This is a genomic window from Cohnella luojiensis (genome assembly GCF_004564235.1).
In the GTDB taxonomy this organism is placed as follows: domain Bacteria; phylum Bacillota; class Bacilli; order Paenibacillales; family Paenibacillaceae; genus Cohnella; species Cohnella luojiensis.
Genome location: NZ_SOMN01000001.1, coordinates 222,372 through 248,307 on the forward strand (window position 1 = coordinate 222,372; position 25,936 = coordinate 248,307).

21 protein-coding genes and 1 other RNA gene are annotated in these 25,936 nt (G+C 52.3%); 20 read left to right on the forward strand and 2 right to left on the reverse strand.

Annotated features, from left to right (window positions below; genetic code table 11):
* Nucleotides 1–27: 27 nt before the first annotated feature.
* The 6 genes from dnaG to rnpB all read left to right on the forward strand — a co-directional run bounded on the left by dnaG (nucleotide 28) and on the right by rnpB (nucleotide 6,364).
* The gene (gene dnaG / locus E2980_RS01035) at nucleotides 28–1,851 is read left to right on the forward strand and encodes a DNA primase (RefSeq protein ID WP_135150448.1); all 1,824 of its coding nucleotides are present in this window, start codon (nucleotides 28–30) and stop codon (nucleotides 1,849–1,851) included.
* 33 nt (nucleotides 1,852–1,884) lie between these two features.
* A complete protein-coding gene (rpoD, locus tag E2980_RS01040; RefSeq protein WP_135150259.1) occupies nucleotides 1,885–3,027 on the forward strand; it encodes an RNA polymerase sigma factor RpoD in 1,143 nt (380 codons plus the stop codon).
* Between the two features lie 88 nt (nucleotides 3,028–3,115).
* Nucleotides 3,116–3,949 carry a hypothetical protein gene (locus E2980_RS01045; protein WP_135150260.1) on the forward strand — a complete coding sequence of 278 codons (834 nt, stop codon included), beginning with the start codon at nucleotides 3,116–3,118 and terminating at the stop codon, nucleotides 3,947–3,949.
* 11 nt (nucleotides 3,950–3,960) lie between these two features.
* Nucleotides 3,961–4,779, forward strand: a complete 819-nt coding sequence (locus E2980_RS01050; RefSeq protein WP_167746929.1) for a tRNA (adenine(22)-N(1))-methyltransferase — start codon at nucleotides 3,961–3,963, stop codon at nucleotides 4,777–4,779.
* Complete coding sequence (locus tag E2980_RS01055; RefSeq protein ID WP_135150262.1) at nucleotides 4,746–5,861, forward strand: Nif3-like dinuclear metal center hexameric protein; 1,116 nt, start codon at nucleotides 4,746–4,748, stop codon at nucleotides 5,859–5,861. Before E2980_RS01050 ends, E2980_RS01055 begins: the two co-directional genes overlap by 34 nt.
* Before the next feature lie 90 nt (nucleotides 5,862–5,951).
* Nucleotides 5,952–6,364: RNase P RNA component class A (rnpB, locus tag E2980_RS01060), an RNA gene on the forward strand.
* A gap of 58 nt (nucleotides 6,365–6,422) precedes the next feature.
* On the opposite strand, the gene E2980_RS01065 is transcribed toward rnpB, so the two are convergent.
* Complete coding sequence (locus E2980_RS01065; protein ID WP_240702793.1) at nucleotides 6,423–8,288, reverse strand: S8 family peptidase; 1,866 nt, start codon at nucleotides 8,286–8,288, stop codon at nucleotides 6,423–6,425.
* A gap of 224 nt (nucleotides 8,289–8,512) precedes the next feature.
* On the opposite strand from E2980_RS01065, the gene E2980_RS01070 reads away from it, so the two are divergent.
* From E2980_RS01070 to thiI, 5 genes are all read left to right on the forward strand, one after another.
* Nucleotides 8,513–9,013, forward strand: a complete 501-nt coding sequence (locus E2980_RS01070) for a DUF3907 family protein (RefSeq protein WP_135150263.1) — start codon at nucleotides 8,513–8,515, stop codon at nucleotides 9,011–9,013.
* A gap of 80 nt (nucleotides 9,014–9,093) precedes the next feature.
* On the forward strand, nucleotides 9,094–9,309 hold the full coding sequence (locus tag E2980_RS01075) for a DUF1540 domain-containing protein (protein WP_135150264.1): 216 nt from the start codon (nucleotides 9,094–9,096) through the stop codon (nucleotides 9,307–9,309).
* A gap of 103 nt (nucleotides 9,310–9,412) precedes the next feature.
* Nucleotides 9,413–10,093, forward strand: coding sequence for a lytic transglycosylase domain-containing protein (locus E2980_RS01080; RefSeq protein WP_240702794.1), 681 nt, complete (start codon nucleotides 9,413–9,415; stop codon nucleotides 10,091–10,093).
* Between the two features lie 117 nt (nucleotides 10,094–10,210).
* Nucleotides 10,211–11,389 (forward strand): cysteine desulfurase family protein, encoded by a 1,179-nt coding sequence (locus tag E2980_RS01085; RefSeq protein WP_135150266.1) that lies wholly within the window; start codon nucleotides 10,211–10,213, stop codon nucleotides 11,387–11,389.
* Entirely contained in the window at nucleotides 11,386–12,618 is a 1,233-nt protein-coding gene (thiI, locus tag E2980_RS01090) for a tRNA uracil 4-sulfurtransferase ThiI (RefSeq protein ID WP_135150267.1), read from the forward strand. The genes E2980_RS01085 and thiI overlap by 4 nt, the downstream gene beginning before the upstream one ends.
* A 29-nt stretch (nucleotides 12,619–12,647) precedes the next feature.
* On the opposite strand, the gene E2980_RS01095 is transcribed toward thiI, so the two are convergent.
* Nucleotides 12,648–13,391 (reverse strand): TerC family protein, encoded by a 744-nt coding sequence (locus E2980_RS01095; protein ID WP_135150268.1) that lies wholly within the window; start codon nucleotides 13,389–13,391, stop codon nucleotides 12,648–12,650.
* Nucleotides 13,392–13,513: 122 nt separating this feature from the next.
* On the opposite strand from E2980_RS01095, the gene E2980_RS01100 reads away from it, so the two are divergent.
* The 9 genes from E2980_RS01100 (at nucleotide 13,514) to nasC (ending at nucleotide 25,936) form a co-directional block, all read left to right on the forward strand.
* On the forward strand, nucleotides 13,514–14,176 hold the full coding sequence (locus E2980_RS01100) for a YjbE family putative metal transport protein (protein ID WP_135150269.1): 663 nt from the start codon (nucleotides 13,514–13,516) through the stop codon (nucleotides 14,174–14,176).
* A 99-nt stretch (nucleotides 14,177–14,275) separates the two neighbouring features.
* On the forward strand, nucleotides 14,276–14,758 hold the full coding sequence (locus tag E2980_RS01105) for a hypothetical protein (protein ID WP_135150270.1): 483 nt from the start codon (nucleotides 14,276–14,278) through the stop codon (nucleotides 14,756–14,758).
* 230 nt (nucleotides 14,759–14,988) lie between these two features.
* On the forward strand, nucleotides 14,989–16,830 hold the full coding sequence (gene typA, locus E2980_RS01110) for a translational GTPase TypA (protein WP_135150271.1): 1,842 nt from the start codon (nucleotides 14,989–14,991) through the stop codon (nucleotides 16,828–16,830).
* A gap of 13 nt (nucleotides 16,831–16,843) precedes the next feature.
* Nucleotides 16,844–17,161: a YlaH-like family protein gene (locus E2980_RS01115; protein WP_135150272.1), complete on the forward strand. Its 318-nt coding sequence runs from the start codon at nucleotides 16,844–16,846 to the stop codon at nucleotides 17,159–17,161.
* Between the two features lie 46 nt (nucleotides 17,162–17,207).
* Nucleotides 17,208–17,522, forward strand: a complete 315-nt coding sequence (locus E2980_RS01120) for a hypothetical protein (protein WP_135150273.1) — start codon at nucleotides 17,208–17,210, stop codon at nucleotides 17,520–17,522.
* Nucleotides 17,519–18,619: an LCP family protein gene (locus tag E2980_RS01125; RefSeq protein WP_135150274.1), complete on the forward strand. Its 1,101-nt coding sequence runs from the start codon at nucleotides 17,519–17,521 to the stop codon at nucleotides 18,617–18,619. Before E2980_RS01120 ends, E2980_RS01125 begins: the two co-directional genes overlap by 4 nt.
* Before the next feature lie 374 nt (nucleotides 18,620–18,993).
* The gene (gene nirB / locus E2980_RS01130; RefSeq protein WP_135150275.1) at nucleotides 18,994–21,453 is read left to right on the forward strand and encodes a nitrite reductase large subunit NirB; all 2,460 of its coding nucleotides are present in this window, start codon (nucleotides 18,994–18,996) and stop codon (nucleotides 21,451–21,453) included.
* Nucleotides 21,454–21,457: 4 nt separating this feature from the next.
* Nucleotides 21,458–23,812 carry a nitrite reductase large subunit NirB gene (gene nirB, locus E2980_RS01135; RefSeq protein WP_135150276.1) on the forward strand — a complete coding sequence of 785 codons (2,355 nt, stop codon included), beginning with the start codon at nucleotides 21,458–21,460 and terminating at the stop codon, nucleotides 23,810–23,812.
* Nucleotides 23,813–25,936 carry an assimilatory nitrate reductase catalytic subunit NasC gene (gene nasC, locus E2980_RS01140; RefSeq protein WP_135150277.1) on the forward strand — a complete coding sequence of 708 codons (2,124 nt, stop codon included), beginning with the start codon at nucleotides 23,813–23,815 and terminating at the stop codon, nucleotides 25,934–25,936.

Genomic DNA, 25,936 nt, shown 5'->3' on the forward strand with positions numbered 1-25,936 from the left:
GTGCACGGGGAAGATCAGGTGGATCCCATGAATTACGGAATGATACCCCAAACGGTTATCGATGAAGTGTTGCGGCGACACGAGATCTCGGATACGGTCGGCAAATACGTTCATCTGACCAAGAACGGTAAGTATTTGAAGGGCTTATGCCCGTTTCATTCCGAGAAAACGCCTTCCTTTACGGTTACGCCGGAGAAACAAATTTTTCATTGCTACGGCTGCGGTAAAGGTGGAAACGTCATTAAGTTCGTGATGGAAATGGAAGGGGAATCCTTTCCCGAAGCGGTCAAAGCGCTAGCCGAAGAAGCTGGCATTCCCATTACGTGGACGACCGCGAGCGCCGAAGAGCCCTCCGCTTTCCAGAAGGAAAAGAAAATTCTCCACGAAGCGCATGATTACAGCTCGAAATTGTACCATTATCTTCTTCGCAATACGGAGGTCGCAAAGCCGGCGATGGAGTATTTGCAGTCCCGCGGGATCAATGATGCCTTAATCGAGCAATTCGGCATCGGATACGCGCCTGCAAGATGGGACACCCTTACCCAAGCGTTAGAACGAAAAGGTTATGTTCCGGCGGAAATGGAGGCCGGAGGATTATTATCAAAACGGCAAGAAACGGACGGTTACGTTGACCGCTTCCGCGACCGCATCATGTTTCCGATTCATGACTCTGGCGGGCATATTGTCGCTTTTGCGGGAAGATTGCTTTCGGATGGGCAACCTAAATACCTGAACTCTCCGGAAACCCCGCTCTTTAACAAAAGCCGAACGTTATACCGGCTTCATGAAGCTAGGCCGGCTATACGCCGCGCAAGACAGGTTGTCTTGTTCGAGGGCTACGTGGATGTCATCAAAGCTTGGTATGCGGGAGTTCATAATGGCGTAGCCACGATGGGCACCGCGCTGACCGTGGAGCATGCAGCATTGCTCAAACGGTTCGCTGACGAGGTTATCTTATGTTACGACGGAGATGATGCAGGACAAGCCGCGGCGCACAAAAGCATTCCCCTGCTGGAAGAGGCGGGATTCCGCGTTCGGGTAAGCGTGCTTCCGAACCGAATGGATCCGGACGAGTATATTACGTCATTTGGACAAGAGCCTTTCGTTCGGGAATTCATCGAGGGAGCGATTTCCGCGGTCAAATTTCAGCTTATATATTTAAGGAAATCCCATATACTCCTAGAAGAAGATGGAAGGATTAGGTATTTGCGCGATGCGGTTCGAATCGTAGCAAGACGGGATTCTCCAACGGAGCGGGAGCTATTGCTTAAGGAGCTGGCCCAAGAGTTCGGCGTTTCCTTGGATACGCTCAAGCAGGAATGCCTCGAGTTCAGGCAACAGGAGAAATTGGGAAACACAGGGGATATTCCGGCCGGATCGTGGAATAATGTATGGAATGAAAAGAGATCGCAAAAGAACCCTCCGCTGGGTGCCGCGCATGTGAATGCGGAACGGCAATTGCTATCCTGGATGATGCAGGACAAAGAGGCTGCTCATCTCGTTCAGCAGAAGCTCGGCGACCGTTTTCACAATGAGGATCACGCGGCTTTAGCTGCTTATTTATATGCATATTACGCCCAGAACAACGATCCTGATGTTGGCAGGTTCGTCGCGGTCTTGCAGGATGACCGCTTGGAACGAACCGCTAGCGCCATCGCATTAATAGACATTCCGTTTGGCGAACGGGAACTGGAAGATTGCATTCGTACGATCGGTCGCGCTTCTCTCGCTAGGGAAGTTGAACGGTTGACCGAAGAATTGAATCGCGCTCAACGAGCTGGCGACTATTCGCTTGCAACACAAATGGGTATAGAGATTATCGCCCTGGAAAAGCAGCGCAAGCAATTCTGATGCGCAGGCTGATCAGGGAGGAGGGAGTCGGCAATGGCAAACGATCAACACAACGGACTGGAAACGGAATTGACATTGGAACAGGTCAAAGCTCAACTGATTGAACAAGGCAAGAAAAAATCTTCCTTGACCTATAAAGACATCATGGAGAAGCTTTCTCCATTCGATCAGGATCCCGAGCAGATAGACGAATTCTTCGAGCAGCTGGCGGATATCGGTATCGAGGTTTCTAATGATCACGACGAACTGGGACGCGAACGGCACGGGCATGGAAGCGGAGAAGAAGAGGAACGCGACGAATTTAACTTCGATGACGATCTGTCGCTTCCGCCGGGAATCAAGATCAACGATCCGGTAAGGATGTACTTGAAAGAAATCGGTCGCGTACCGCTTCTTGGGGCAGATGACGAGGTTGAGCTGGCCAAGAAGATCGAAATCGGAGGACCGGACGGCGAGGAAGCGAAAAAAAGGCTGGCAGAAGCCAACCTTCGTCTAGTCGTCAGTATTGCGAAGCGTTATGTCGGACGGGGTATGCTGTTCTTGGATCTTATCCAAGAAGGTAACATGGGTCTGCTTAAGGCCGTAGAGAAATTCGATCATGACAAAGGCTTTAAGTTCAGTACTTACGCAACTTGGTGGATTAGGCAAGCCATCACGAGGGCGATCGCGGACCAGGCAAGGACGATTCGGATTCCCGTCCACATGGTGGAGACCATCAACAAGTTGATTCGCGTCTCGCGTCAGCTGCTGCAGGAATTGGGTAGAGAACCTACGCCTGAAGAGATTGCGGAACAGATGGAACTAAGCGTGGACAAAGTCAGGGAAATCATGAAGATCGCGCAAGAACCGGTTTCCTTGGAAACGCCGATCGGCGAAGAGGACGATTCTCATCTAGGCGACTTTATCGAAGATCAAGAAGCGTTGGCTCCGGCCGATGCCGCAGCGTATGAGCTTCTCAAGGAACAACTGGAAGACGTACTGGACACGCTAACCGAGCGGGAAGAGAACGTGCTTCGCTTGCGTTTCGGTCTGGATGATGGACGTACGCGCACGCTTGAAGAGGTGGGCAAGGTATTCGGCGTTACGCGAGAGCGTATTCGTCAAATCGAAGCCAAAGCGCTTCGTAAGCTGCGTCATCCAAGCCGCAGCAAACGACTGAAGGATTTCTTGGAATAAACCCGAACGATAAATATGGTGCTGCAGAGACCTTTGCCGTCATGGTTGAAGGTCTTTTTCTTCACATCGGGTAAAGAGGAGCGTCGGCATGGCATCTATGGATGAAGAGAAGCGCAATCTGATCGTGAAAGAAATTGGAGCCTGGCGGCGTAACAAGTTATTGCCCGAGCAGTATTGCGACTTCCTGCAGAACATATACTTAGAAGATCTGAATGACCGGCCCAAAGGTTTACTAGGTAATGCCGTAAAGAAAGTCGGGCAAGCATCAGGAAAGATGTGGTTTCTTGCATTTGGTATTTTTTCCTTGATTTGTTTGGTTGTACTTCATTTTAGCGCGTTTCCGGTGTCAATGCAAATAGGTCTGTGCGGCGTAATCACGGCGGCTTTTATCGGGATTGGCGGCAAGATGAGAGTGGAGAACCCGTTGCGCGGAATGTCGATTATCGGGACCGGGATGGCGTTCATGGCCGGCGTCGGCTTTGGGATTTTACAGCTTAACGGATGGGCCGGCAATTCCGGAACGATGTGGTTGTTAGGATTATGCGCCGCCGTATGGATCAGCTTGGGAATTTATCTCCGGTCGGCATTGATTCATGGGTTCGGCTGGTTGGCGGTCGTCGCGTTGTATGCCTTGCTTCTGTCAGAGTATGCTCCGACTCCTTCGCTGCTCGGAGTTCAAGTTTATTGGATTCCGGCATCATTGCTGTTTCTCTGGCTGAGTTGGTTCCTGCACGTAAGGCACAAATCCGCCGGAGCCGTATTGTTCTCGACGGGATTGATTCTCTGGTTCATGCCGGAAGTTTATTCGGCTCTCTACGCTATCCATAAGGAATGGATTCAGGCGGAGATCTTGCTTAAAATCGTAATCGCGGGAGTAGGGATGTTCCGGTTACGAAAACAATGGATGGAATGGGTTGCATAAGGATGAAGAATATGACCGATATAAAGGAAACGAAGGATAACGGAGCAGGCCTGAAGCTGTCCCGCCGCTTGTCGGCGTTAGCGGATTGGGTTCCGGAAGGTGCGCGCTTCGCCGATATCGGGACGGACCATGCGCTGCTTCCGGTATTCCTGGCCCGGAATGGCAAAATCAGTTACGCGGTTGCGGGAGACGTTCATGCGGGTCCTGTCGATGCGGCGAAACGACAAGTAACCGAGGCCGGTGTGGAGGCTATCGTTTCCGTTAGATTAGGGGACGGAATGACGGTTCTGTCACCTGGCGAGGTGGATACGGTAGCGATCGCCGGAATGGGAGGAAGCCTCATGGCCAGAATCCTCGATCAAGCAGGCGAGAGGATGAAGGGAGTCGGCACACTTGTGCTTTCCCCTCACGTGGCCGAAGATGCGGTCAGGCGGTGGCTTGTCGAGCATCATTTCGTCTTGGACCGGGAAATGCTGCTCGAGGAAGATGGGGTCATCTACACGTTAATGCGCGCGGTTCTTGAATCGGATCCGGGGAAGTCGCTGATTCGAAACAAGCAATTGTATGACGAAAGTTTGCTTTCTCCCGGAATGCTGAAGGTATCGGCTACTCTATTGTATGAGATGGGGCCTCTCCTGCTTAAGCAACCAACCGATGCTTTTCATCGAAAGTGGGAGCAGGAGATCGCCAAGAGGGAAAGGGTTATCCTTCAGCTTAATCATGCTTCCGCGCCGGAAGCCGCAGAAAAAGCCAAAGAATGGGAAGAGGATGTTCGAGAAATTCGGGAGGTGCTGTCATGTTTGCCCGCGGAGAAACGATCCTCCAATTAATGGAGCGGCTGGCTCCCAAGCATTATGCGGTACCGGATGATAAGATCGGTTTGCAGGTCGGCTCGGTCGCTAAGGAAGTTCGTCGCGTGCTTGTCACTCTCGACGTTACACCCGCCGTTATCGAAGAGGCGGCTGCATTGGGTACGGAACTGATTATCGCGCACCATGCAGTCATCTACAGGCCACTGGCGCACCTGCGAACGGATACCCCTGCTGGAGCATTGGCAGCCAGCTTATTGCGAAACGACATTGCCGTCTATATTTCCCATACGAATCTCGATACTGCGGAAGGCGGAATCAACGATTGGATGGCGGACGCGCTTGAGCTCACCGGGCGTAACGTGCTGGAAGAGGTGCATACCGACAAGCTGTACAAGCTTGTAATGTTCGTTCCCGAATCGCATCACGAGGCTGTGCGAACAGCTGTGTTTAATGCAGGAGCCGGCTGGATCGGTAATTACAGCCACTGCAGCTTCAATACGGAAGGGATAGGCACGTTCCTGCCGAGGGATGGCAGCGAACCGTTTATCGGCAAACAAGGCCAAATGACACAGGCCAAAGAGATTCGAGTGGAAACGATCGTACCGGATAGCGCCAAGAAGAAAGTCATATCCGCCATGCTGAAGGCGCACCCTTACGAAGAAGTCGCTTACGATCTTTATGGCATGGATCTTAAGGGTAAATCCTTCGGGTTAGGAAGGGTTGGCAAGTTGCCGGCCGCGGAAAGCTTGGATCAATTCGCCGACCGCGTAAAAAAAGCGTTCCAAGTCCCTTTCGTTAGAATGGTAGGGGATGGCGATAAGCAGGTTCGCAAAGTCGCCGTTCTCGGCGGGGCGGGCGCAAGATATGTTCGTCATGCGATTTTTGCCGGAGCGGACGTTCTCGTAACCGGGGATATCGATTTTCATTCCGCGCAGGATGCGCTTGCCGCAGGGTTAACCATTATAGATCCCGGCCATCATGCCGAGAAAATCATGAAGCCCAATGTCGCTTATTGGCTTTCGGAGCAGCTTAAGAACAAGGGCTATGCAACCGAAGTATTCGCATCGAAGGTAGAAACGGAACCTTTTCAATTACGATAATCATCCAAAGAACCAGCTCTTTGGCAGATGCACCATTCATTCCCGTTGTCAGCGAGGCCGATTCGCGATATACTAGTCATTGCAACCCGGAAAGTTTGACAGACAATCGCTGGTGGCTTCGCGCCACGAGAGGAAAGTCCGGGCTCCACAGGGCAGAATGCTGGATAACGTCCAGTCAGCGCGAGCTGAAGGATCAGGGCCACAGAAATGGACCGCCGATGGCTGCTTCGGCAGATCAGGCAAGGATGGAACCGTGGTGTAAGAGACCACGAGGAGCACTGGCGACTTTGCTCCTGGTAAACCCCATTTGGAGCAAGACCGAGGAGAACGCGGGCGTGTGAACGCCGGCCCTAGCCCGGGGTGCGTTCGGGTTGGTCGCATGAGCTGTATAGCAATGTACGGCCTAGAAAGATGATTGTCGCTTCAGCAAGTGGGAGGATCGCTTAATGTGATCCGTTATGACCACATGAAGTACAGAACCCGGCTTACGGCAAGCTTTCCGGCTTACTTATTTAACGAAAAGGCCTTCCCGATCAAGACATTGGGAAGGCCGTTTTTATATTATTTTACTTTCAGCCGCTCAAGCTGCCGCCGAACTTGTTGGGGGTAGAGCTGCAGGGAGGTGTTGGATCCGCTTGCCGACTGCAAGGCGGACCTGACGTCGATCTGGCCGAAGCCATACTCGGCATCCTGGCCTGACGTTCCTAGATCCTTAGCCGTGCGTCTGAGCAGTTCCATGACCTCTTCGTTGGTGAGACCGGGATTAGCAGCCCGTACCAATGAGGCAAGCGCGGCGACATGCGGCGAAGCCATGGACGTTCCGGATAAAGCCGCATAACGGCTTCCGGGGTAAGTGCTCGGTATGGAAGTGCCGGGAGCGGCGACGTCGATGTAATCCCCGTAGTTGGAGTATTCCGCCCGGGTTTCGTCCGAATCGGTCGCAGATACGGCGAGCACTTCCGCGTAGGCGGCAGGGAAGCCCGGACGATCCGTATTGTCATTGCCGCTTGCGGCTACGAGCACGACGCCGCGTTCATGCGCGTACTTCAGCGCATCGTGCAGGAATTCCGCTTCCGCGTAATTACCCAAGCTCATGTTAATGATCTGAGCCCCATGATTGGTAGCCCAAATAATTCCTTCCGCTACGGAATATGTGGAGCCTGCGCCTGAGCTGTCGAGCACTTTGACTGGCATGATTTTCGTAAGCCATGTCATTCCCGCGACGCCTTCGTTGTTATTGACCGAGGCGGCGATTATCCCCGCAACATGCGTGCCATGACCCACGTCGTCATCAGGAGGACTGGAAGGATCCACGATATTCGTACCTTCTACGAGGCGGCCGATGAGATCGGGGTGATCGGCTTGAACTCCCGTATCCAGCACGGCTACGATAACGTCTTCGCTGCCCTTGGTCACTTTCCATCCCGTTTCCGTCGCGATTTCGGGTAGATTCCATTGATATTCCGAATACAATGTATCGTTGGGGATAATCGACGTGTCCATATCCATATCGTTTTCCCTCACATTGGTTAAATAAAGATAGTGGGGTTCAACGAATTCAGGATCCCATTTATTAAGAAAGTATTGCTTAAGTCCCTCCGTTTGATGTTTCTTGGATCGGAATACATAAGTCTTACCCGTGTGGCGAACGACGGTCAAATCAAGATCCTTGCGTAATTGCAACAGCTGTTTCTCTTCCAACGGAGCTCGGAATTTGACTACGATCTCGTCAATGGAGTAATGGCTCGCATTCCCGTTGTCCTCGCCGGAGCGAACGGTTGTCTCCTCACCCGTACCTGGTATGGCGGACTCTATTCGGTATCGCCCTTCGGAAGGATAAGGCACGAGACGCATATTACGCCGTTGATGCCGCTCGACTGCTTGAATAACTTCCGTTGAAACGATAGCGATAATGCTTTGATCGGCTGAAGGTAACGGCTTACGCTGCGACATCACGAAATAACTTTTTCCATTATAGGAAAACGTAGGAGAAGAGTAACTAACTCCTTTCTTTGCAGCTGAACGCGCTTTGAGTAAATACGGCTTCGCCGCACGATTCAAGTCTGGCTTCACTGATCCGTGGGTATCCTGCCGATTCCCGTTCTTCCACTCGACATACAGGATTTCCGGATGCGTGGACAGAAAATGACTTAACCGGCGACCGACAGCGTCCTTTGATTTGCCTCGCAAGAAGCTTTGTACATCGCGCGTTACCTGGGAACGCGATAAGAATTCGGTTGCTTTCATATCCCGCTGAACTGTTTGTTGCTTGTACAGGGCTTCCTTCTTGGTAGCGGATTGTACCTCCGAAACGCGGGAAGGAGGAGAAGCGCGATGATCCGGCACCAAACCATGCGGTAGAAAAGGAAAAGCGAATAGAACGACGGCAAACGTAAACAGAACAGCTAGAAGCTTATTACGGCGCAAGATGATTCACTCCTCTGCACCCCCATTCTAACGGGAGTTCATGTCTTTAGAATGAAAAGGATGGGTGAAAAATATACGCCGCCTTTCGCCCTTGCTAGTACCGTTTCTTTTGAATTTATGTTACGATAATGAGGGTTTCGCGATTAGATAAAGCGGGACTATTTTGCTTGATACCCATCTAGCTCCTAAGGTTATGCGTTGCACAAGGGAAAGGGGAACATTCCATGCCATCTGCCAATATTAAAGCGCTTGCCGAATCCAGCCGAGACAAACTAAAAGCGGCAATCGATCCGATTGAACATTTTCTAAACCACAACGCGCTTGAGCAGCTCGTCCAAGACGATAATGCCGACAGCTCCAATTTCTACAGCGGTTTATTATCCGATTTGCGTCATCTGCTCGTTTTCTCCGAAGTCGCATACGAGAAACTGGGCGCCGTTCTCAGACGCCCGAATTTCGATAACGAGCTGGCGGAGCGCGCATTGTACGAAGCGTACCATAACGGGGTGAACTCCTTTTTCTATCCGAAGAACGAATGCTACTCCGAGGATGGCCGTTATGCTTATACCGGTCAGGATGCGATTCGTTTCCGCGTTAAACCTGTACGTTCTGCCCGCGACGTCATCTTGAGCATTTCCCGGGTATATGAAGAACTGCGCGATGACCTTTCGTACTACGAGAGCGATTATCTTACACTTCGGCGCATGCAAAGCCAATCTAAATAACAATTATGCCTGCAACCTCCACCCCTCTGTCCGTATACCCGTGTTCTTCGGGTACACAATAGGACAGGGAGGTGATTTTAATGCCGAATGGCGTAGCATGCAGCGTGAGCAATTGTTCTTACTGGAATCAAGGTAACCGTTGCGGCGCACAGGAAATCGCGATCGAAGTGGATTCGCATGCCAAGAACCATTGGAACGAAGAATTCGCCGAAGAATTTTACGGGCATAAAGACTCCGCGCGAATGTCTTCCGTCACGTGCTGTCTAACCTTCCAACCGAAATCATCGGATAAATAGGACTTAGGGATGATTTGGTCGAAAAATGTCGGGACTAGTCGGAGTCCGGTAGTTGATGTACAATGGAAATAACCTACAATTTGACTATCGGGAGCTAACCGACGTGAATGTAACGACGGATCCACGAATTTTGAAGCAAATGCTTCTGACGCAATGGATGACGGAATTGAATCCTTTATCCAGCAAGGCTGCGGACGGAACCGCAAGCGAAGGCTCAGGACTATTCGATATGCTATTAAGCCAATTAACGACGGCGGATTCCCCGTCGCAAGGAACGGAATCAACCTCGAACGAATTAAATCGTCTTACGGCGATTTCGGCACCGACTGCTACCTGGGGAGGAGCATTAACCGATGATAGCGGTTCATCCTCGGCATACGACGGCTTAATTTCCGAGGCAGGAGCTAAATACGGGGTAGATCCGGCGTTGATTAAAGGAGTTATCCAATCGGAGTCTTCCTTCAATCCCAACGCGGTATCCTCGGCGGGTGCCAAGGGATTGATGCAACTGATGGATGGTACGGCTCGCGATTTAGGCGTATCGAATTCCTTGGATCCAGCGCAGAACATCGATGGAGGCACGAGATTCCTGTCCTACTTGCTAAGGAAGTACGACGGAAACGTATCGACTGCGCTTGCCGCATACAATGCGGGCCCGGGACGCGTAGACAGATCGGGTATCCAGAACGATCAAGATCTCGCCTTGAATCTTCATAAGCTGCCAACGGAGACGCAGAATTACGTTCGCAAGGTTCTGTCAGCATCCAACCAATGGAGCGTCTAAGCTGATCATATGCCTTCGCGGCAAGTATAGGGGATCAAGACGGAAGGCCAAAGCCTGACTTCCGTCTTTGATCCTTTTATTATGAACATCCCGTGTTTACAGAATGGGGAATTATTAATGAAAACTTATTATTACGACCATTGCGCATCTACTCCGATGTTGCCAATCGTTATCGAGACGATGACCGAGCTAATGAAGCTGCATTACGCGAACGCTGCCGCATTGCACCGTTCCGGATCGGAAGCGATGAAGCTGGTCGAACGGGCGCGTGCAAGCATCGCGGATAGAATGGGAGCAGAACCTCGGGAAGTCATATTTACCTCCGGAGGAACGGAGAGTAACAATCTGGCGCTCAAGGGCATGGTCCACAAGTCGGTTAGGGCGACAAAGCATGTCATTTCCACCGCGACGGAGCATGCTTCCGTATATGAATGCGTTCGGCAGCTCGAAGCATTCGGTATTCATACGACGATATTGCCGGTCGATCATTCGGGAAGAGTGAATCCGGAAGACGTGGCAAAGGCGATTCGTAAAGACACCGTGCTTGTTAGCGTTATGCAAGTGAATAATGAAACTGGAGTTGTCCAGCCGATCAGGGAGATTGGCGAGGTCATATCCGGATTTCCGCATGTTAGGTTCCATGTAGACGGCGTTCAAGCGATCGGCAAGGTACCCTTTTCGTGGGAAACATGGGGAGTGCATCTATACACAGGTTCCGCGCATAAATTCGGCGGTCCTAAAGGAATGGGTTTTCTGCTCGTCAAGAAAGGAATCGAGCTTGCTCCCTTGTTAAGCGGCGGTGAACAAGAGGAAGGCTTTCGTTCGGGAACCCATAACGTTCCGGGCATTGTGGCTATGTCGCAAGCGCTTCGGCTAACGTTGGAAAGCACCGATGCAAGGCGCGAACGGATGTACGAGATGAGACGACAATTGCTCGGAATCATCGCCGGAATTCCCGAGCTCGTCTTGAATGGGATTGGCGCGGACGGCATCGGAGCGCAGACGGAAACCGCTCCCCATGTCGTTAATGTATCCTATCCGGGAATGCGCCCGGAGGTTATAATTCACATGCTTGAGAAGCATGGAATTTTAGTCTCCACGCAATCCGCTTGCTCATCGAAGAGTTTAGAGCCAAGCAGGGTTCTACTGGCTATGGGACAAGACGCTGACCGGGCATCTGGAAGTATCCGGATCAGCTTAGGCGACGAACATACGCAAGAAGACATAGAAATTCTAGGCGAGAGGCTCAAGATGGTCGTGACCAAGCTGAAACCGCTGGAGAGGAAAACGAAATGAAATATGATCTCGTCTTGGTAAGATTCGGAGAGATTACGATTAAGGGGCGCAACCGCAACCGTTTCGAGACCATGCTGCTTAATCAGATCAAGCTGGCTTTGAAGGGGATGCCGGCTCTGGAATACGTCAGGGGATACGCACGGGTGTACATCCATCTGAACGGGGAAAAATATGAGCCGATCGCGGAACGGTTGAGGGATATTTTCGGCATTTTCACTTTTAGTCCCGTTATGAAATCGGAGCATGACTTACAAACCATTCGGGACAATTCGCTGGAGCTGATCAGAAGCTTGAGTCCTTCGCCGAGAACATTCAAGGTATCCGTTAAGCGGGGCTGGAAGCAGTACCCTCACGATTCCACGGAAATGAACCATCTCGTCGGCGCCCATGTTCTGCGCAACACGCCCGACTTGAAGGTTGACGTACGTCAGCCGGACGTGGAATTAAAGATCGATATCCAACACGAAAATACTTACATTTTCTGCGAAGTAGTGAAAGGCGCCGGGGGTTTCCCGCTCGGAATGAACGGCAAGGCGATGCTGCTTCTCTCGGGTGGCATAGATAGTCCGGTGGCAGGCTGGATGGCGATGAGAAAAGGGCTGAAAGTAGAAGCGGTCCACTTCCACAGCTACCCGTTCACGAGCGAGCAAGCCAAGGATAAAGTCGTAGCGCTGGCCAAGCGATTGGCTTACTACGGCGGCAAGATCAATTTACATCTTGTTCCGTTCACGGAGCTGCAAACGAAGCTGCAGACGCAGCTGTCGCAATCCGGACAGGATAGCTTAATTATCACTCTCATGCGGCGCTTCATGCTCAGAATTACGGAAAAGCTGGCTGAACGGAACGGAGCTCTTGCCATCGTAACCGGGGATAGTCTTGGACAGGTTGCTAGTCAGACGCTCGGCAGCATGAACGTGATCGGGCGCTCATCTTCACTGCCGTTGCTGCGCCCCTTGGTAATGATGGACAAGCAGGATATAATCGGGTTTGCGGAGAAAATCGGCACGTTCGAGACGTCGATTCTTCCTTTCGAGGATTGCTGTACGTTGTTCGTTCCCAAAGCGCCCGCAATCAATCCTAACTTAAAGACCGTGGAACACATCGAGGCTCATCTAGGCGATGAGTTGGAACGTTTAATCGACGAAGCTGTAGCCGGAACGGAAATGGTCATGCTGAGGGAAGACGGGATAACGGATTCCGAGGAACAAAAAGAAGACGCTTGGTTCTAATCGTATAAAAAGTAAGCCGTGAAGCGCAATTAATGCGTTTCACGGCTTTTTTTGGTGGCGAGCGTCGGACTCGGCGTTTTTTCCTCATCACGACGCGAATTGATTGCGTTGGTCCAAACTCCGGCAACGATAACGAGCACGACCAGCGTGGCGATAAATATCCAAGTGAAAACAGGATTGCTGGTGAAGAACGATTCGAATTCCTTCTCGTGAGTAATCATCTTGGCGGCCGTATAAGCGAGGACGCCTGATCCCAAATAAATGATCCATTGGTATTTTTCGATAATCTTGATAAATAGCGTGCTTCCCCAAACGATAATAGGGATGCTGATGAGTAGCCCAAGTACGACGAGGAAGTAATCCCCATGCGCTGCCCCCGCAACCGCGATAACGTTATCGAGCCCCATGGCCGCATCCGCTATGATAATGGTTCGAATAGCCGCCCATAATGTTGAACCTGCTTTGATATCTCCATGCGCGTCCTCTTGGACGAGTAGTTTATAAGCAATCCAGATGAGAAGCACTCCCCCGATGGCAAGCAGGAAAGGAATTTTGAGCAAGGAGACGACAAGCATCGTGGCCACGACTCGAATGATTACCGCACCGGCAGTGCCGCCGAGAACGGCTTTTTTCTGCATTTCCTTCGGCAAACTTCTGGCTGCTAGACCGATGACGATGGCATTGTCTCCCGCAAGCAATAGATCGATGAACACGATCGTACACAAGATCGTCCAGAAGTCCAAGCTCAATAGGTCCCATCCAAATAGTTCCACGATATAATCCCTCCCCGATTAATTCAAGCAGTAATACGTCCTAGTTGCGAAATCGATTCAAAAAAATTCCATCACATATCCTCTCCGGCTTGTACATAAAACAGGTATGAGGGGGTGGCTGCATGGGAACGATGGAAACTTTAATCGTTTTTCTCGAAATCGTCATGATTAATTTGCTTTTAAGCGGCGATAATGCCATCGTCATCGCGATGGCGGGAAGAAGATTGCCGATTCATCAGAGAAGGAAAGCGGTATGGTGGGGCGCCATTGCGGCTATCGGGCTGAGATGCGTATTAACACTGGGGGCGATAAAGCTGCTTCACATCCCTTACCTCCAGACAGCGGGTGCCATTCTGCTCCTAATTATTGCCTTGCAGCTGCTGCTCGACAACAAGGAAAAATCGGCAAATACTCATGCGGCCTCAACCTTGACGGGAGCCGTGTGGACGATCGTAGTCGCCGACTTCGTCATGAGCCTGGATAATGTTCTGGCTGTCGCGGCCGTCGCGAACGGGGATACCGCCATGCTCATTATCGGAATCGTCATGAGCATCCCGATAATTATTTGGGGCAGCTCGTTCATTATGCGCGTTCTTGACCGGTTACCCGGATTGCTTTATTTGGGCGGGGGACTGCTCGGCTATACGGCGGCGAAGATGGCTCTAAGCGATCCTGGATGGGCGCCGTACGGGTATCTGCTTCAACCTGCATATGAAAAGCTGGTTCCGCTGATGACGGTAACGGGGCTCCTGGTTCTTGCTTTATTCATTCGCCGAAAGCACTAGTTTTTTCCCCCGACTTCCATTAAACTAAAGAAAAAGATGTCACGTTTCGTAACTTTTGGCCGTGGCGTTCAGAGAATGGGATGAAGTGGGGGAACCATCGTGAACAGACAATCCGCCGCAGTCGGTATCGGAATAGTGGCTGTTGGATTGATAATTCTTTTAGGCAAGCTGGGTGTTTTTGCTTTTATCGGAGCCGTTTTCTGGCCGTTGTTCATTCTGATTCCCGGCGTATTGCTCCATGTGCTTTATTTCGGTAGAATGGTTCCTTCGGTTGCCCTGATTCCCGCCGGTATCCTGACGGTCGTGTCGGTCATTCTGCTCATCGGCAACTGGTTCGGATGGGGATTGATGAAATACTTGTGGCCGCTGTTTCCATTCGCGATTGCGGTCGGTTTATATGAGTTTTACGTATTCGGCTACAGTCGCTCGAAACAAATATGGACGGCCGCGATGGGACTTGCCGTCCTGTCGATCGTTTTGTTCGGGATAACGTTACTTTGGACTTGGGGAATATACGTGCTAGCCGCTGGCCTCATTGGCTTCGGTATATGGCTAGTGCTTCGTCGCCCTAGGACTTGGTAAAAAGTCGCTAATCGCGTAACGTTTTACAATGATGTTGGCTTTTCGAATGATGTAGCGTATAATAGAAGGGATGAGGACCAGCGGATGCTTTGAACGAAGCGCTGCGTCAATCGTACCGGTGATGCAAATTAACGTCGGCCTCCGAGTCGGCGTTTTGTTTTGTGGATTTAGAGAACCCTATGATTAAGGCAAATTAGGGAACCAGAGATAGATAAATGAGGAGTGGAATTATGCATTCAAGAGACCGTATTCGCAACATCGCAATCATTGCCCACGTTGACCATGGTAAAACGACGCTAGTTGACCAGTTGCTGCGTCAATCGGGTACATTCCGCGAGAACGAACAACTGCAAGACCGCGCGATGGATTCCAACGATCTGGAGCGGGAACGCGGCATTACCATTTTGGCTAAGAACACAGCCGTTAACTACAAAGATTATCTTATTAATATCGTCGATACGCCTGGACATGCCGATTTTGGCGGAGAAGTAGAGCGGATCATGAAAATGGTCGACGGCGTGCTTCTTGTCGTGGACGCGTTCGAAGGCTGCATGCCGCAAACGAAATTCGTACTTCGGAAGGCACTGCAACAAGGCCTTACGCCGGTAGTCGTTCTGAACAAAATCGATCGTCCTGCCGCTCGTCCCGCGGAAGTCGTGGATGAAGTGCTTGAACTGTTCATCGAGCTTGAAGCTACGGATGATCAATTGGAATTCCCGGTTGTATACGCATCGGGACTGAACGGTATCGCGGGCAATACGCCGGATGATTTGCAACCGACGATGGAGCCTTTGTACGAGATGATTCTCGAGCATATCCCATCGCCGAAGGAAAATCCCGACGAGCCATTGCAATTCCTTGTTACTTTGCTGGATTACAACGAATATATGGGCCGGATTGCCATCGGTCGCGTCAACCGCGGTCGCATTGCCCAAGGTCAAGTCGTTGCGGTTATCAATCGCGAAGGCCAAGTCAAGCAAGCCCGCATCGAGAAGCTTTTCGGCTTCCAAGGGCTGAAGCGGATCGAAGTGGAAGAAGCGGCTGCTGGCGACATCGTAGCGATCGCGGGCCTTAAAGAAATCAATATCGGAGAGACGATCGCCGATCCGGCTAATCCGGAAGCATTGCCGGTACTCGCCATCGACGAGCCGACTTTGCAAATGACGTTCCTCGTGAACAACAGCCCGTTCGTCGGCCGCGAAGGCAAATGGGTAACTTCCCGTAAGCTGCGCGAACGTTTGTTCAAGGAAATCGAGACCGACGTTAGCTTGCGCGTTGACGAAACCGATAGCCCGGATGCATTCGTTGTCAGCGGACGCGGAGAATTGCACCTTGGTATCCTTATCGAGAATATGCGTCGCGAAGGCTTCGAGATTCAGGTTTCCAAACCGGAAGTTATTCTAAAGATGATCGACGGCGTAAAAAGCGAGCCGATCGAGCGTTTGTTGATCGACGTGCCGGAAGAAAGCATGGGCGCGGTCATGGAAAGCCTGGGAACGCGCAAAGCGGAAATGGTAAACATGATCAACAATGGAACGGGTCAAGTACGTCTGGAATTCCTTATTCCAGCGCGCGGTCTGATTGGATACCGCACGAACTTCCTGACGCTGACGCGCGGATACGGCGTTATGAACCATGCGTTCGATAGCTACGGACCAATGGTTGGCGGCCAAGTCGGCGGACGTCATCAAGGCGTGCTGATCGCGAGCGAAACGGGCAAAACGACAATGTATGGTATGATGTCCGTAGAGGATCGCGGAATTCTGTTCCTCGAGCCTGGATTGGACGTATACGAAGGCATGATCGTCGGCGAGCATACTCGCGACAACGACATCATCGTCAACATCTGCAAAGAAAAAGCGCTAAACAACATTCGTACCGCGAACAAGGAAGAAACGGTGAAGCTGAAATCGCCTCGCCTGATGTCCCTGGAAGAAGCGCTTGAATATTTGAACGACGACGAGCTCTGCGAGATTACTCCTAAGAGCATTCGCCTTCGCAAGAAAGTATTGAACAAGAGCGAGCGCGAAAGGTCCGAGAAACAACGTCGCGTGGCTGAAGCCGGAGTGTAATAGGAGGATAACTATGCAGCAGTGGCTCCATGATCATTCGGTGATTTCCTATCTGCTCATCGTTGCCTGTACGGTTTATATCTTCAATACCGTCTTCAGGGTGGGGAAGCTTCCCATCCTGAAGGAAATTCTCGTTCACGTCGTGCTGGCCTTGGGCTGCTTGGTCCTGCTGTTGTTGCAGCTCGATAAACTGCCCATTATCCAATGCATGGCCGTTGCCGTCGGAATGATGGCGCTCCTGCGGATGCGCCAATTTTACGATAAGCGCAAGGCGTACCGGATGAATAAAGCTAACGGTTCAACTAAAGCGAATTCCGCAGACCCGCAGTAGATTAACTCGAACGAACAGAAGGTATAAGTCGAACGGGGGAACAGCCGTGTCTTTAATGGATGCCTTGTTCTATTGGTTGCAGATGAAATGGGTTTCCTCCGCCCATCCCGATGATGAGGCGGCAAGGGAAACCCTTCTCTTTTTTGCGCAGATTTTGTCGGAAGACCACGGATTGACGTCGTTTGAAGTCAGTTCTATGGACGCCGGCAAAGTCCATGTTACCTATTTGAAGTTCGACGGTTCCTCTCGTACGGTATGGTTCGATCGGGAAGCCGTGGAGCAGTTGAACCGGGAAATGTTCGGAAGCCCGGATAACGGCAACGATGATTCCGACGAAGCGGAAGAGGAGGAAACGGTTTGAGTAACGATACGCCTTTGCCATCACGCACGAAGTACCGCGCCACGCCACCTAAGTCCTCTAAGCCGCCAGGGAGAAAAATCCGTTGGGGAAGGCTTGCGTTCCTAACGTTAGGTCTGATCATTCTTGCCTTGGCTTGTTATGTAGGTTTCTTATACATAGTCGGCGATAAAAACTTGGATAAAATAGCTAGACAAGACGATGGCAAGGTAAGCGCGTCCATTCCTAAGGAAGACCGGGCGCAGGTTAAACCGATCGCTCTCGTCCTATTGGGATTGGATACGCGCAGCGAGACGGGCAGCATGAATACCGACGTCATGATGGTAGCGGCGTTTAATCCGAAGACGAAAACCGCGACGGTCGTCTCTATTCCCCGCGATAGCGACTTGCAGTTGGAAGGATACAAAAGACATAAGGCTAACGGCTATTATGCGGCTTTTCATTCTTTCGGTCGGAATGAGAAAAATTTAGAGGAAGATCAACTCCCAGATTACGCGCGTGACCAAACCCGCGAAATGCTGGCTAAATTTTTCGATATTCCCATCCAGTACACGGCTGTAATAGACTTTCAAGGCTTTGTTGACGTGGTCGATGCCCTGGGAGGGGTTGATGTCACGGTCGACAAGGATATGCGTTACGTGGATACGGTCGACGACACGGATATAGACCTCACGGCCGGCGAGCAAACGCTCGACGGCGAGCAGGCGCTCGGGTTCGTACGTTACCGAAAATCCAATCGCGGAACGGCCCCTTCCAGCGACTTCGAGCGGAACGAAAGGCAAAGTCAAGTACTTGGAGCGATTGCTGACCGCATGAAGTCGTTCAGCAGCGTTACGAAAGTCGACGACGTCCTGAATGCCGTTGGCGATAATATGAGAACCGATATTCCTAAATCGCAGATCCAGAATTTGATCAAAACGTATTTCCGCATCAATCGTTCGGACATTCGCTTTATTCCCTTAACCGGGGAATGGAAAAGCCCTTACGTTTATTTGGACGACGCGAAGCTTCAGGAGGCTAAGCAAGCATTATCCGAGGAGCTTAACCCGGAAGGGCGTCCTGTCGAGTCCCAATCAAGCACGCCGGCCGCAGCGGAGTAATTCCATTATTCCGGCGCCAACATCATATTGAACGACACAGAGCCCCTTGAGCGCATTTGCCCAAGGGGCTTTGTTGTAGGGGAAATCAAAAGTCAATTTTGATGTTATTTTAGTTTACGCACCCGACTATTTTTAACCGCTAATAAGCTTTGTAAATGAAAAACACGTTGAAAAAGGAGTTTAAATATTGTAAAGTTATTATATTACGTTAGAATTTATGACATATCCCCAGTTCTAATCCTCGATGAGAGACAAAGATGTCTCTTGCGTATTCGAAAACCTTGCCGAGCTACCTTAAATGGCGAATGAGACAACGGAGTCTCTTGCAGAAATTACACTTCGTTGAATGATTCTGATTTTAAAGGAGCATACGCATGGACAAATCCACTACTACCTCGACACCCTCTTTACCAAATAAGAAGAAACCGAAGCTTGTGCTGGTCGGGAACGGAATGGCAGGCGTTAGTTGCGTCGAACAGCTATTGAAGTTAGCTCCGAACCGCTATGAGATTACGATTTTCGGCAGCGAGCCGCATCCCAACTATAACCGTATCTTGCTCTCCTCCGTACTGGCGGGAGACGCGGATATGAAGGATATCGTTATTAACGATTGGTCCTGGTACGAAGATAACCATATTACGTTGCATACCGGTCATGCGGTCAATCACATCGACAAAGAGCGCAAGCTTGTCCACGCGGATGGCGGAATTAGCGTTCCATACGATGAGTTGATTATCGCGACGGGTTCTTTGCCGTTCATGCTTCCTCTGCCGGGAGCCGATAAGGAGGGCGTCATTGCCTTTCGGGATATTAAAGATTGCGAGACGATGATGGCCACGGCCCGGAAATATAAAAAAGCGATCGTCATCGGCGGCGGATTGCTTGGCTTAGAAGCGGCCCGAGGACTGCTTAACTTGAATATGGAAGTATCCGTCGTCCATATCCATCCCTTTCTCATGGAACGGCAACTGGACCAGCCGGCGTCGCTGATGCTGCAACGGGAACTGGAGAGCCAAGGGATGAAGTTCCTTCTCTCCAAGAATACCGATTCGATCCTGGGCAAGAAGCGGGTAACGGGTCTGCGGTTCACGGACGGCTCCGAAGAGGCTGCGGAACTCGTCGTGATGGCGGTCGGGATTCGTCCTAACATCGCTCTTGCCAAGAATAGCGGAATCGAGATCAACCGCGGAATCGTCGTTAACGATTACATGGAGACGGACGTCCCGAACATCTACTCCGTCGGCGAATGCGCGGAGCACCGCGGGATCGCGTACGGACTGGTCGCGCCTTTGTACGAGCAAGGCGCCGTTCTGGCCAAAAGGTTATCGGGCGTGGAAACGCCGGGTTACCAAGGCTCCGTCGTATCGACGAAGCTCAAGGTATCGGGCGTTAACGTCTTCTCCGCGGGCCAATTCAAAGACGCCGCCGATACCCGGGCGATCCGGTTGCAGGATGAATTGGACGGCGTCTATAAGAAGATCGTCATCCGGAACGGGAAGGTAATCGGCACGGTTCTGTTCGGGGATACCGCCGACGGCTCCCGTTTGTTCGCGATGATCCGCAGCGGTGAGGACGTCGCGGGCAAGGAGAAGGAAGTGTTGCTCGGCGCGGGCGCCGGAGGTTTGGCCAAGTCCGGCGCGGAGCTAGTCGCCGCGATGAGCGACGACGAAGTCGTTTGCGGATGCAACGGCGTCAGCAAAGGCGCGATCGTACAGGCCATTCAGGAAAAAGGATGCGCGAGCGTGAACGAGATCAAAGCATGTACGAAAGCATCGGGCTCATGCGGAGGCTGCAAGCCGCTCGTGGCGGACGTCTTGACGTACGTGCTTGGTGCGGATGGAGTAAAAACCGTTAAGGAAGGCATCTGCGGATGTACGGCCCTAGGTCGCGACGAAGTCGTGGAAGCCATTAAGAACATGCATTTAACGACTTCCAAGGAAGTCATGAACGTCCTGGATTGGAGCAATACGGAAGGATGCTCCAAGTGCAGGCCTGCGCTTAATTACTATCTGGGCATGGTATGGCCGGAGGAGCACGAGGACGAGAAAGAGTCCCGGTTCGTCAACGAGCGCAACCATGCGAATATCCAGAAGGACGGTACGTATTCCGTCGTTCCCCGGATGTACGGCGGCGTAACGACTCCAAAGGATCTGATGAAGATAGCCGAAATCGCGGATAAATACGAAGTGCCGCTCGTGAAGGTAACGGGCGGACAACGGATAGATCTGCTCGGGGTAAAGAAGGAACATCTGCCGGCGATGTGGGCTGATTTGGATATGCCTTCGGGTTATGCGTACGGGAAGGCTTTGCGTACGGTAAAGACGTGCGTCGGCTCCACGTTCTGCCGTTTCGGCACCCAAGATGCCATCGGAATGGGAATTAAGCTGGAGAAGAAGTTCGAGAGGTTGAACACGCCCGCGAAAGTGAAGATGGCCGTATCCGGTTGCCCTAGGAATTGCGCGGAAGCGACCATCAAGGACTTCGGCGTCATTGCGATAGACGGGGGCTGGGAGCTTCACGTCGGCGGCAACGGGGGAACCAAGCTTCGCGGCACGGATCTTCTTTGCAAGGTCAAGACCGAAGAAGAGGTGCTCGAATGGTCGGGCGCTTATCTCCAATATTACCGGGAAACGGGCAAGTACAACGAACGCACCTCCGAGTGGCTGGAACGCGTCGGGTTGGACGCGGTCAAAGCGGCTTTGGATAAGCGGGAGGACCGATTGGCGCTCGTCGAGAGGATCGAGCAGACGTTGGAGCTCATGAAGGACCCTTGGAAAGAAATCGTGGAGCAGAAGAACTTGAACGAAACCTATATGCCTATAGGGAGGTCTTAGGCCTATGGAGAAACGTAAGCTCGTTCTGATCGGTAACGGAATGGCGGGCGTCCGATGCGTCGAAGAAGTGATGAAGCTTGCGCCAGGGGTTTTCGATATCACGATTTTCGGCGGGGAGCCTCATCCGAACTATAATCGCATCATGCTGTCCAAAGTCTTGCAAGGCGACACTCAAATTAAAGACATTACGATCAACGACTGGCAGTGGTATCGGGATAACGGCATAACTTTGCATTCGGGCGACCCGGTCATCCGAATCGACGCGAACGAGCGAATCGTCGTCAGCGGCAAGGGAGTAGAAGCGCCTTATGATTATCTCATCCTGGCAACGGGTTCCTTGCCGTTCATGCTGCCGCTCCCCGGAGCGGATCTGCCGGGAGTGACCGCATTCCGGGATATTAACGATTGCAATACGATGATGGCTGCTTCGCGTAAATATAAGAAAGCGGTAGTGATCGGCGGTGGATTGCTCGGGCTGGAAGCCGCGAGAGGTTTGCTCAATCTGGGGATGGAGGTAGATGTCGTACACATCTACCATCACATCATGGAACGGCAACTCGATTCGGATGCGGCGGAGATGCTGCGGAAAGAGCTGGAAAAGCAGGGAATGAAGTTCCTGCTCGGCAAGCACACGGAGAAAATAATCGGCAAGAAGAGAGTCGAAGGGCTGCTGTTCAAAGACGGGACGAAGGCTTCGGCCGACCTGATCGTCATGGCGGTCGGCGTCCGTCCCAACGTCAAACTGGCGATGGACAGCGGGATAGACGTCAATCGGGCGATTGTCGTGAACGACCGGATGGAGACCAACGTTCCGGGAATCTATGCGGTAGGAGAATGCGCGGAACATCGGGGAATGGTCTATGGCTTGGTCGCGCCGCTCTATGAGCAAGGAAAGGTGTTGGCCAAAGCGATCTGCGGCATGGAAACGGAAGGATACGGGGGCTCTATTCTTTATTCGCAGTTGAAGGTATCGGGGGTCGAAGTGTTCTCGGCCGGTGAGATCAGGGATTCCGAAGTCGCCGCGTCGCTGAAGGTGCTCGACGGCATTCGGGGAACTTACAAGAAAGTGACCGTACGGGATAACCGTATCGTGGGAGCGGTATTGTTCGGCGATAGCGGCGAGGGCAACAAGCTTCTCGGATACATTAAGCAAGGAGCCGACGTATCGGTATTGGACGGTCCGGCCGGGGGCGGAGCAGATTCTAGCGAAGATGCGGTCTGTTCTATGTCCGAGAAGGAGACGGTATGTTCCTGCAACGGAGTCACCAAGGGAAGCATCGTCGCGGCTATTCGCGAAGGCAAGCTCGAAACCTTCGAGGAGGTAAGGGAGTGCACGAGAGCGTCCAGCTCCTGCGGAGGCTGCAAACCTATGGTTTCGGCCCTGTTGCGGGTAACGTTGTCGAGCGAAGAGAACGAGGAGACGGCGAAGGAAACGGTATGCGCATGCACGGATTTAAGCCATGAGGAACTAAAGGAAGAGATTCGGCGCGATAACGTTTCCGCGCTCACGGCGGAGGGAGTCAGAGAGCATCTCGGTTGGAAAACGAAGTCGGGGTGCGCCGTCTGCACCCCGGCTCTCGGGTATTATCTCGGCAGCCTGAAAGGATCCTTCACTCCGGATGAATCGACGGCGCTTGCCGACGGTACGTACTCCGTCGTTCCCCGAATGCATGGCGGGCTTGCCCGGTCCGAGCAGTTAAGGCGTATTGCCAACGTCATAGATAAGTACGGGGTTCCCCATGCGAAGCTGGGCAACGATAGGTTCGAACTGCTTGGCGTCTCTGCGGAAAACTTGGGAGCGTTGATGTCCGATTTGGATATGGCTATCGCTGCGGAAAGCTACGGACAGCCGGTCACGGTTAGCTCATGCGAAGGCATGCGGTACGACAGGCTTGCATTGAGGGATTCGATCGGCATGGCGATCGCGCTAGAAGAACAGTTCGAAGGCGTACGGATGCCGACGGCGCTGTCGGTCGGCGTGTCGGGCAGTCCGCTGCATCGCGCCGGCACGCTGGCTAAGGACTTAGGCATCGTCGGCGCGCCTGGAGGTTGGGAAATACATGTCGGAGGCAGCTCCCGGGGCTCCCTGCGGCAAGCGCAACTCCTCAGTGCGGAGCCTTTGGATCAAGCTGCTTTGGACTTGGCTTCTGCTTTCCTGCAAGCTTTCAGGGAACAGGCGCGTTATGGGGAAACAACTCGGGATTGGATCAATCGCGTGGGACTTGTCGCGCTAAGGGAGCAACTGTATGACAGGGCCTATGTTTCGGGATTGTTGGAGCGCCTCGACGCGGACCGGGTTAGAGCCTTGGAGATAGCAATGGAACGGCAGCCGGAAGCTGCGGGGGAGCGGGTGAAGTAGATGAGCCAGATGGGAACGGAGCTTAAAGAGCGGGAGAAGTCGATTTTCGATACGCAGTGTCCCTTCTGCAGCGTGCAATGCAAGATGCAGGTTGTCGAGGATACGGATCAGAACCGGCGCAAGACCTATACGGTCATCGCCAAGCCGAATGCCGCATCCGAAGGAAGGCTCTGCATCAAGGGGATGAACGCCTACCAGCATGCCCTTACCGCGGAACGGATTCTGCGGCCGATGGCCAGAGTTGACGGGCAACTCGTGCCGGTTACGTGGGAGGAAGCATACGAACGGATAAAGGCTAAATTCTCGGAGCTTTGCAATCGTTACGGATCCGACTCCATCGGAGTTTACGGAGGGGGTTCGTTAACGAACGAATCCGGTTATTTATTGGGAAAATTCGCAAGGGTGGCGTTGCAGACCAAGTATATCGACTATAACGGACGATTCTGCATGTCTGCCGCGGCGTCTGCAGGAAACAAAACCTTCGGCATGGACAGGGGGCTGACGAATCCGTTGTCCGACATCGCGCTTGCCAAGTGCATCATCTTGGCAGGGACGAACATCGCGGAATGCCAGCCGACGCTCATGCCGTATTTCACGAGAGCGAAAGAAAACGGTGCTTACATTATCGTCATCGATCCAAGGGAAACCGGAACGACGGCGATCGCGGATCTTCACTTGAAGGTGAAGCCCGGAATGGATGCGGCGCTTGCCAATGGCATGCAGAAGGTATTGCTGGAAGAAGGATTGCTGGACAAGAAATTCCTGACGGACAGGACCGTCGGGTTCGAGGAGCTGAGAGCTCATCTGCAGCAATTGGATCTCGAGGAGATCGCGGAATTAACCGGAGTTCCGTCCGAGAGTATACGCAAAGCCGCGAACGCATACGGTAAATCTTCCACCGGCATGATATTCACGGCTCGGGGAGTAGAGCAGCAGACGGATGGCTACATGGCGGTACGCAGCTTCCTGAATCTGGTGCTTATGACCGGGAAGATCGGCAAACCCGGTTCGGGATACGGCGCGGTCACCGGCCAAGGAAACGGACAGGGAGGCAGGGAGCACGGGCAGAAGGCGGATCAGCTTCCGGGCTACCGGATGATCGATAATCCGGATCACCGGGCGTACGTAGCGGGAGTGTGGGGAATCGACCCTCGCGACTTGCCCGGCAAGGGAGTCTCCGCTTACGAGATGATGGAGAAAGTGCATCAGGAGGAAATTCGGGCTTTGTTCGTGATGGGTTCAAATCCTCTTGTATCCAACCCGAATGCCGATTTCGTGGAAGAAGGCTTGAAGAAGCTCGATTTCCTTGTCGTAGCGGATATGTTCCTATCGGAGACGGCCCGCTTGGCCGACCTGATCTTGCCGGTATCGGCATACATCGAGAATGAAGGGACTCTAACCAACATGGAAGGGCGCGTGCTTCTAAGGGAGGCTAACCGCCCCGTGCCGGGCGAGGCCAAGCACGATTGGCAGATTCTCAGCGGCATCGCGGATCAGCTCGGCAAAGGAAAATACTTTGACTTCGGTTCTTCGGAAGAAATCTTTAACGAGCTCCGACTAGCCAGCAAGGGCGGTATTGCCGATTATTACGGCATAACTTACGATAGGCTCCGCAAGGAAGAAGGGATCTACTGGCCTTGTCCTACGGTTGAGGATAAGAGTACGGGTCGTTTATTCGAATCCTCATTCGCGCATTCCAGTGGCAAGGCGGAAATCGTATGCGTAGAGAACCACTTGCCGGATGAACCTACGAACGAGCAATATCCACTAACGCTCACGACGGGCCGTGTACTGACTCATTATTTAACGGGCGTACAGACGCGAAGAAGCCATACTTTGGCTGCTCGGGATTTCGAATCCTTCGTGGAGATCCATCCCCGAACCGCACGCAAGCTTGGGATTAAGGATGCTTCCCTAGTGCGCCTCGAGTCGAGAAGAGGAGACATCGTAGTAAGAAGCCGCTACAGGGCGGACATTAGAGAGGATACCGTGTTTGTTCCCATGCATTGGGGGGATATTCAGAACGTGAACAAGATTACCAATCCGGCGTTGGATCCGACTTGCCGGATGCCTGGTTTCAAATCGTGCGCGGTGAGAATGACGATGCTCTACCCAGGATCATAG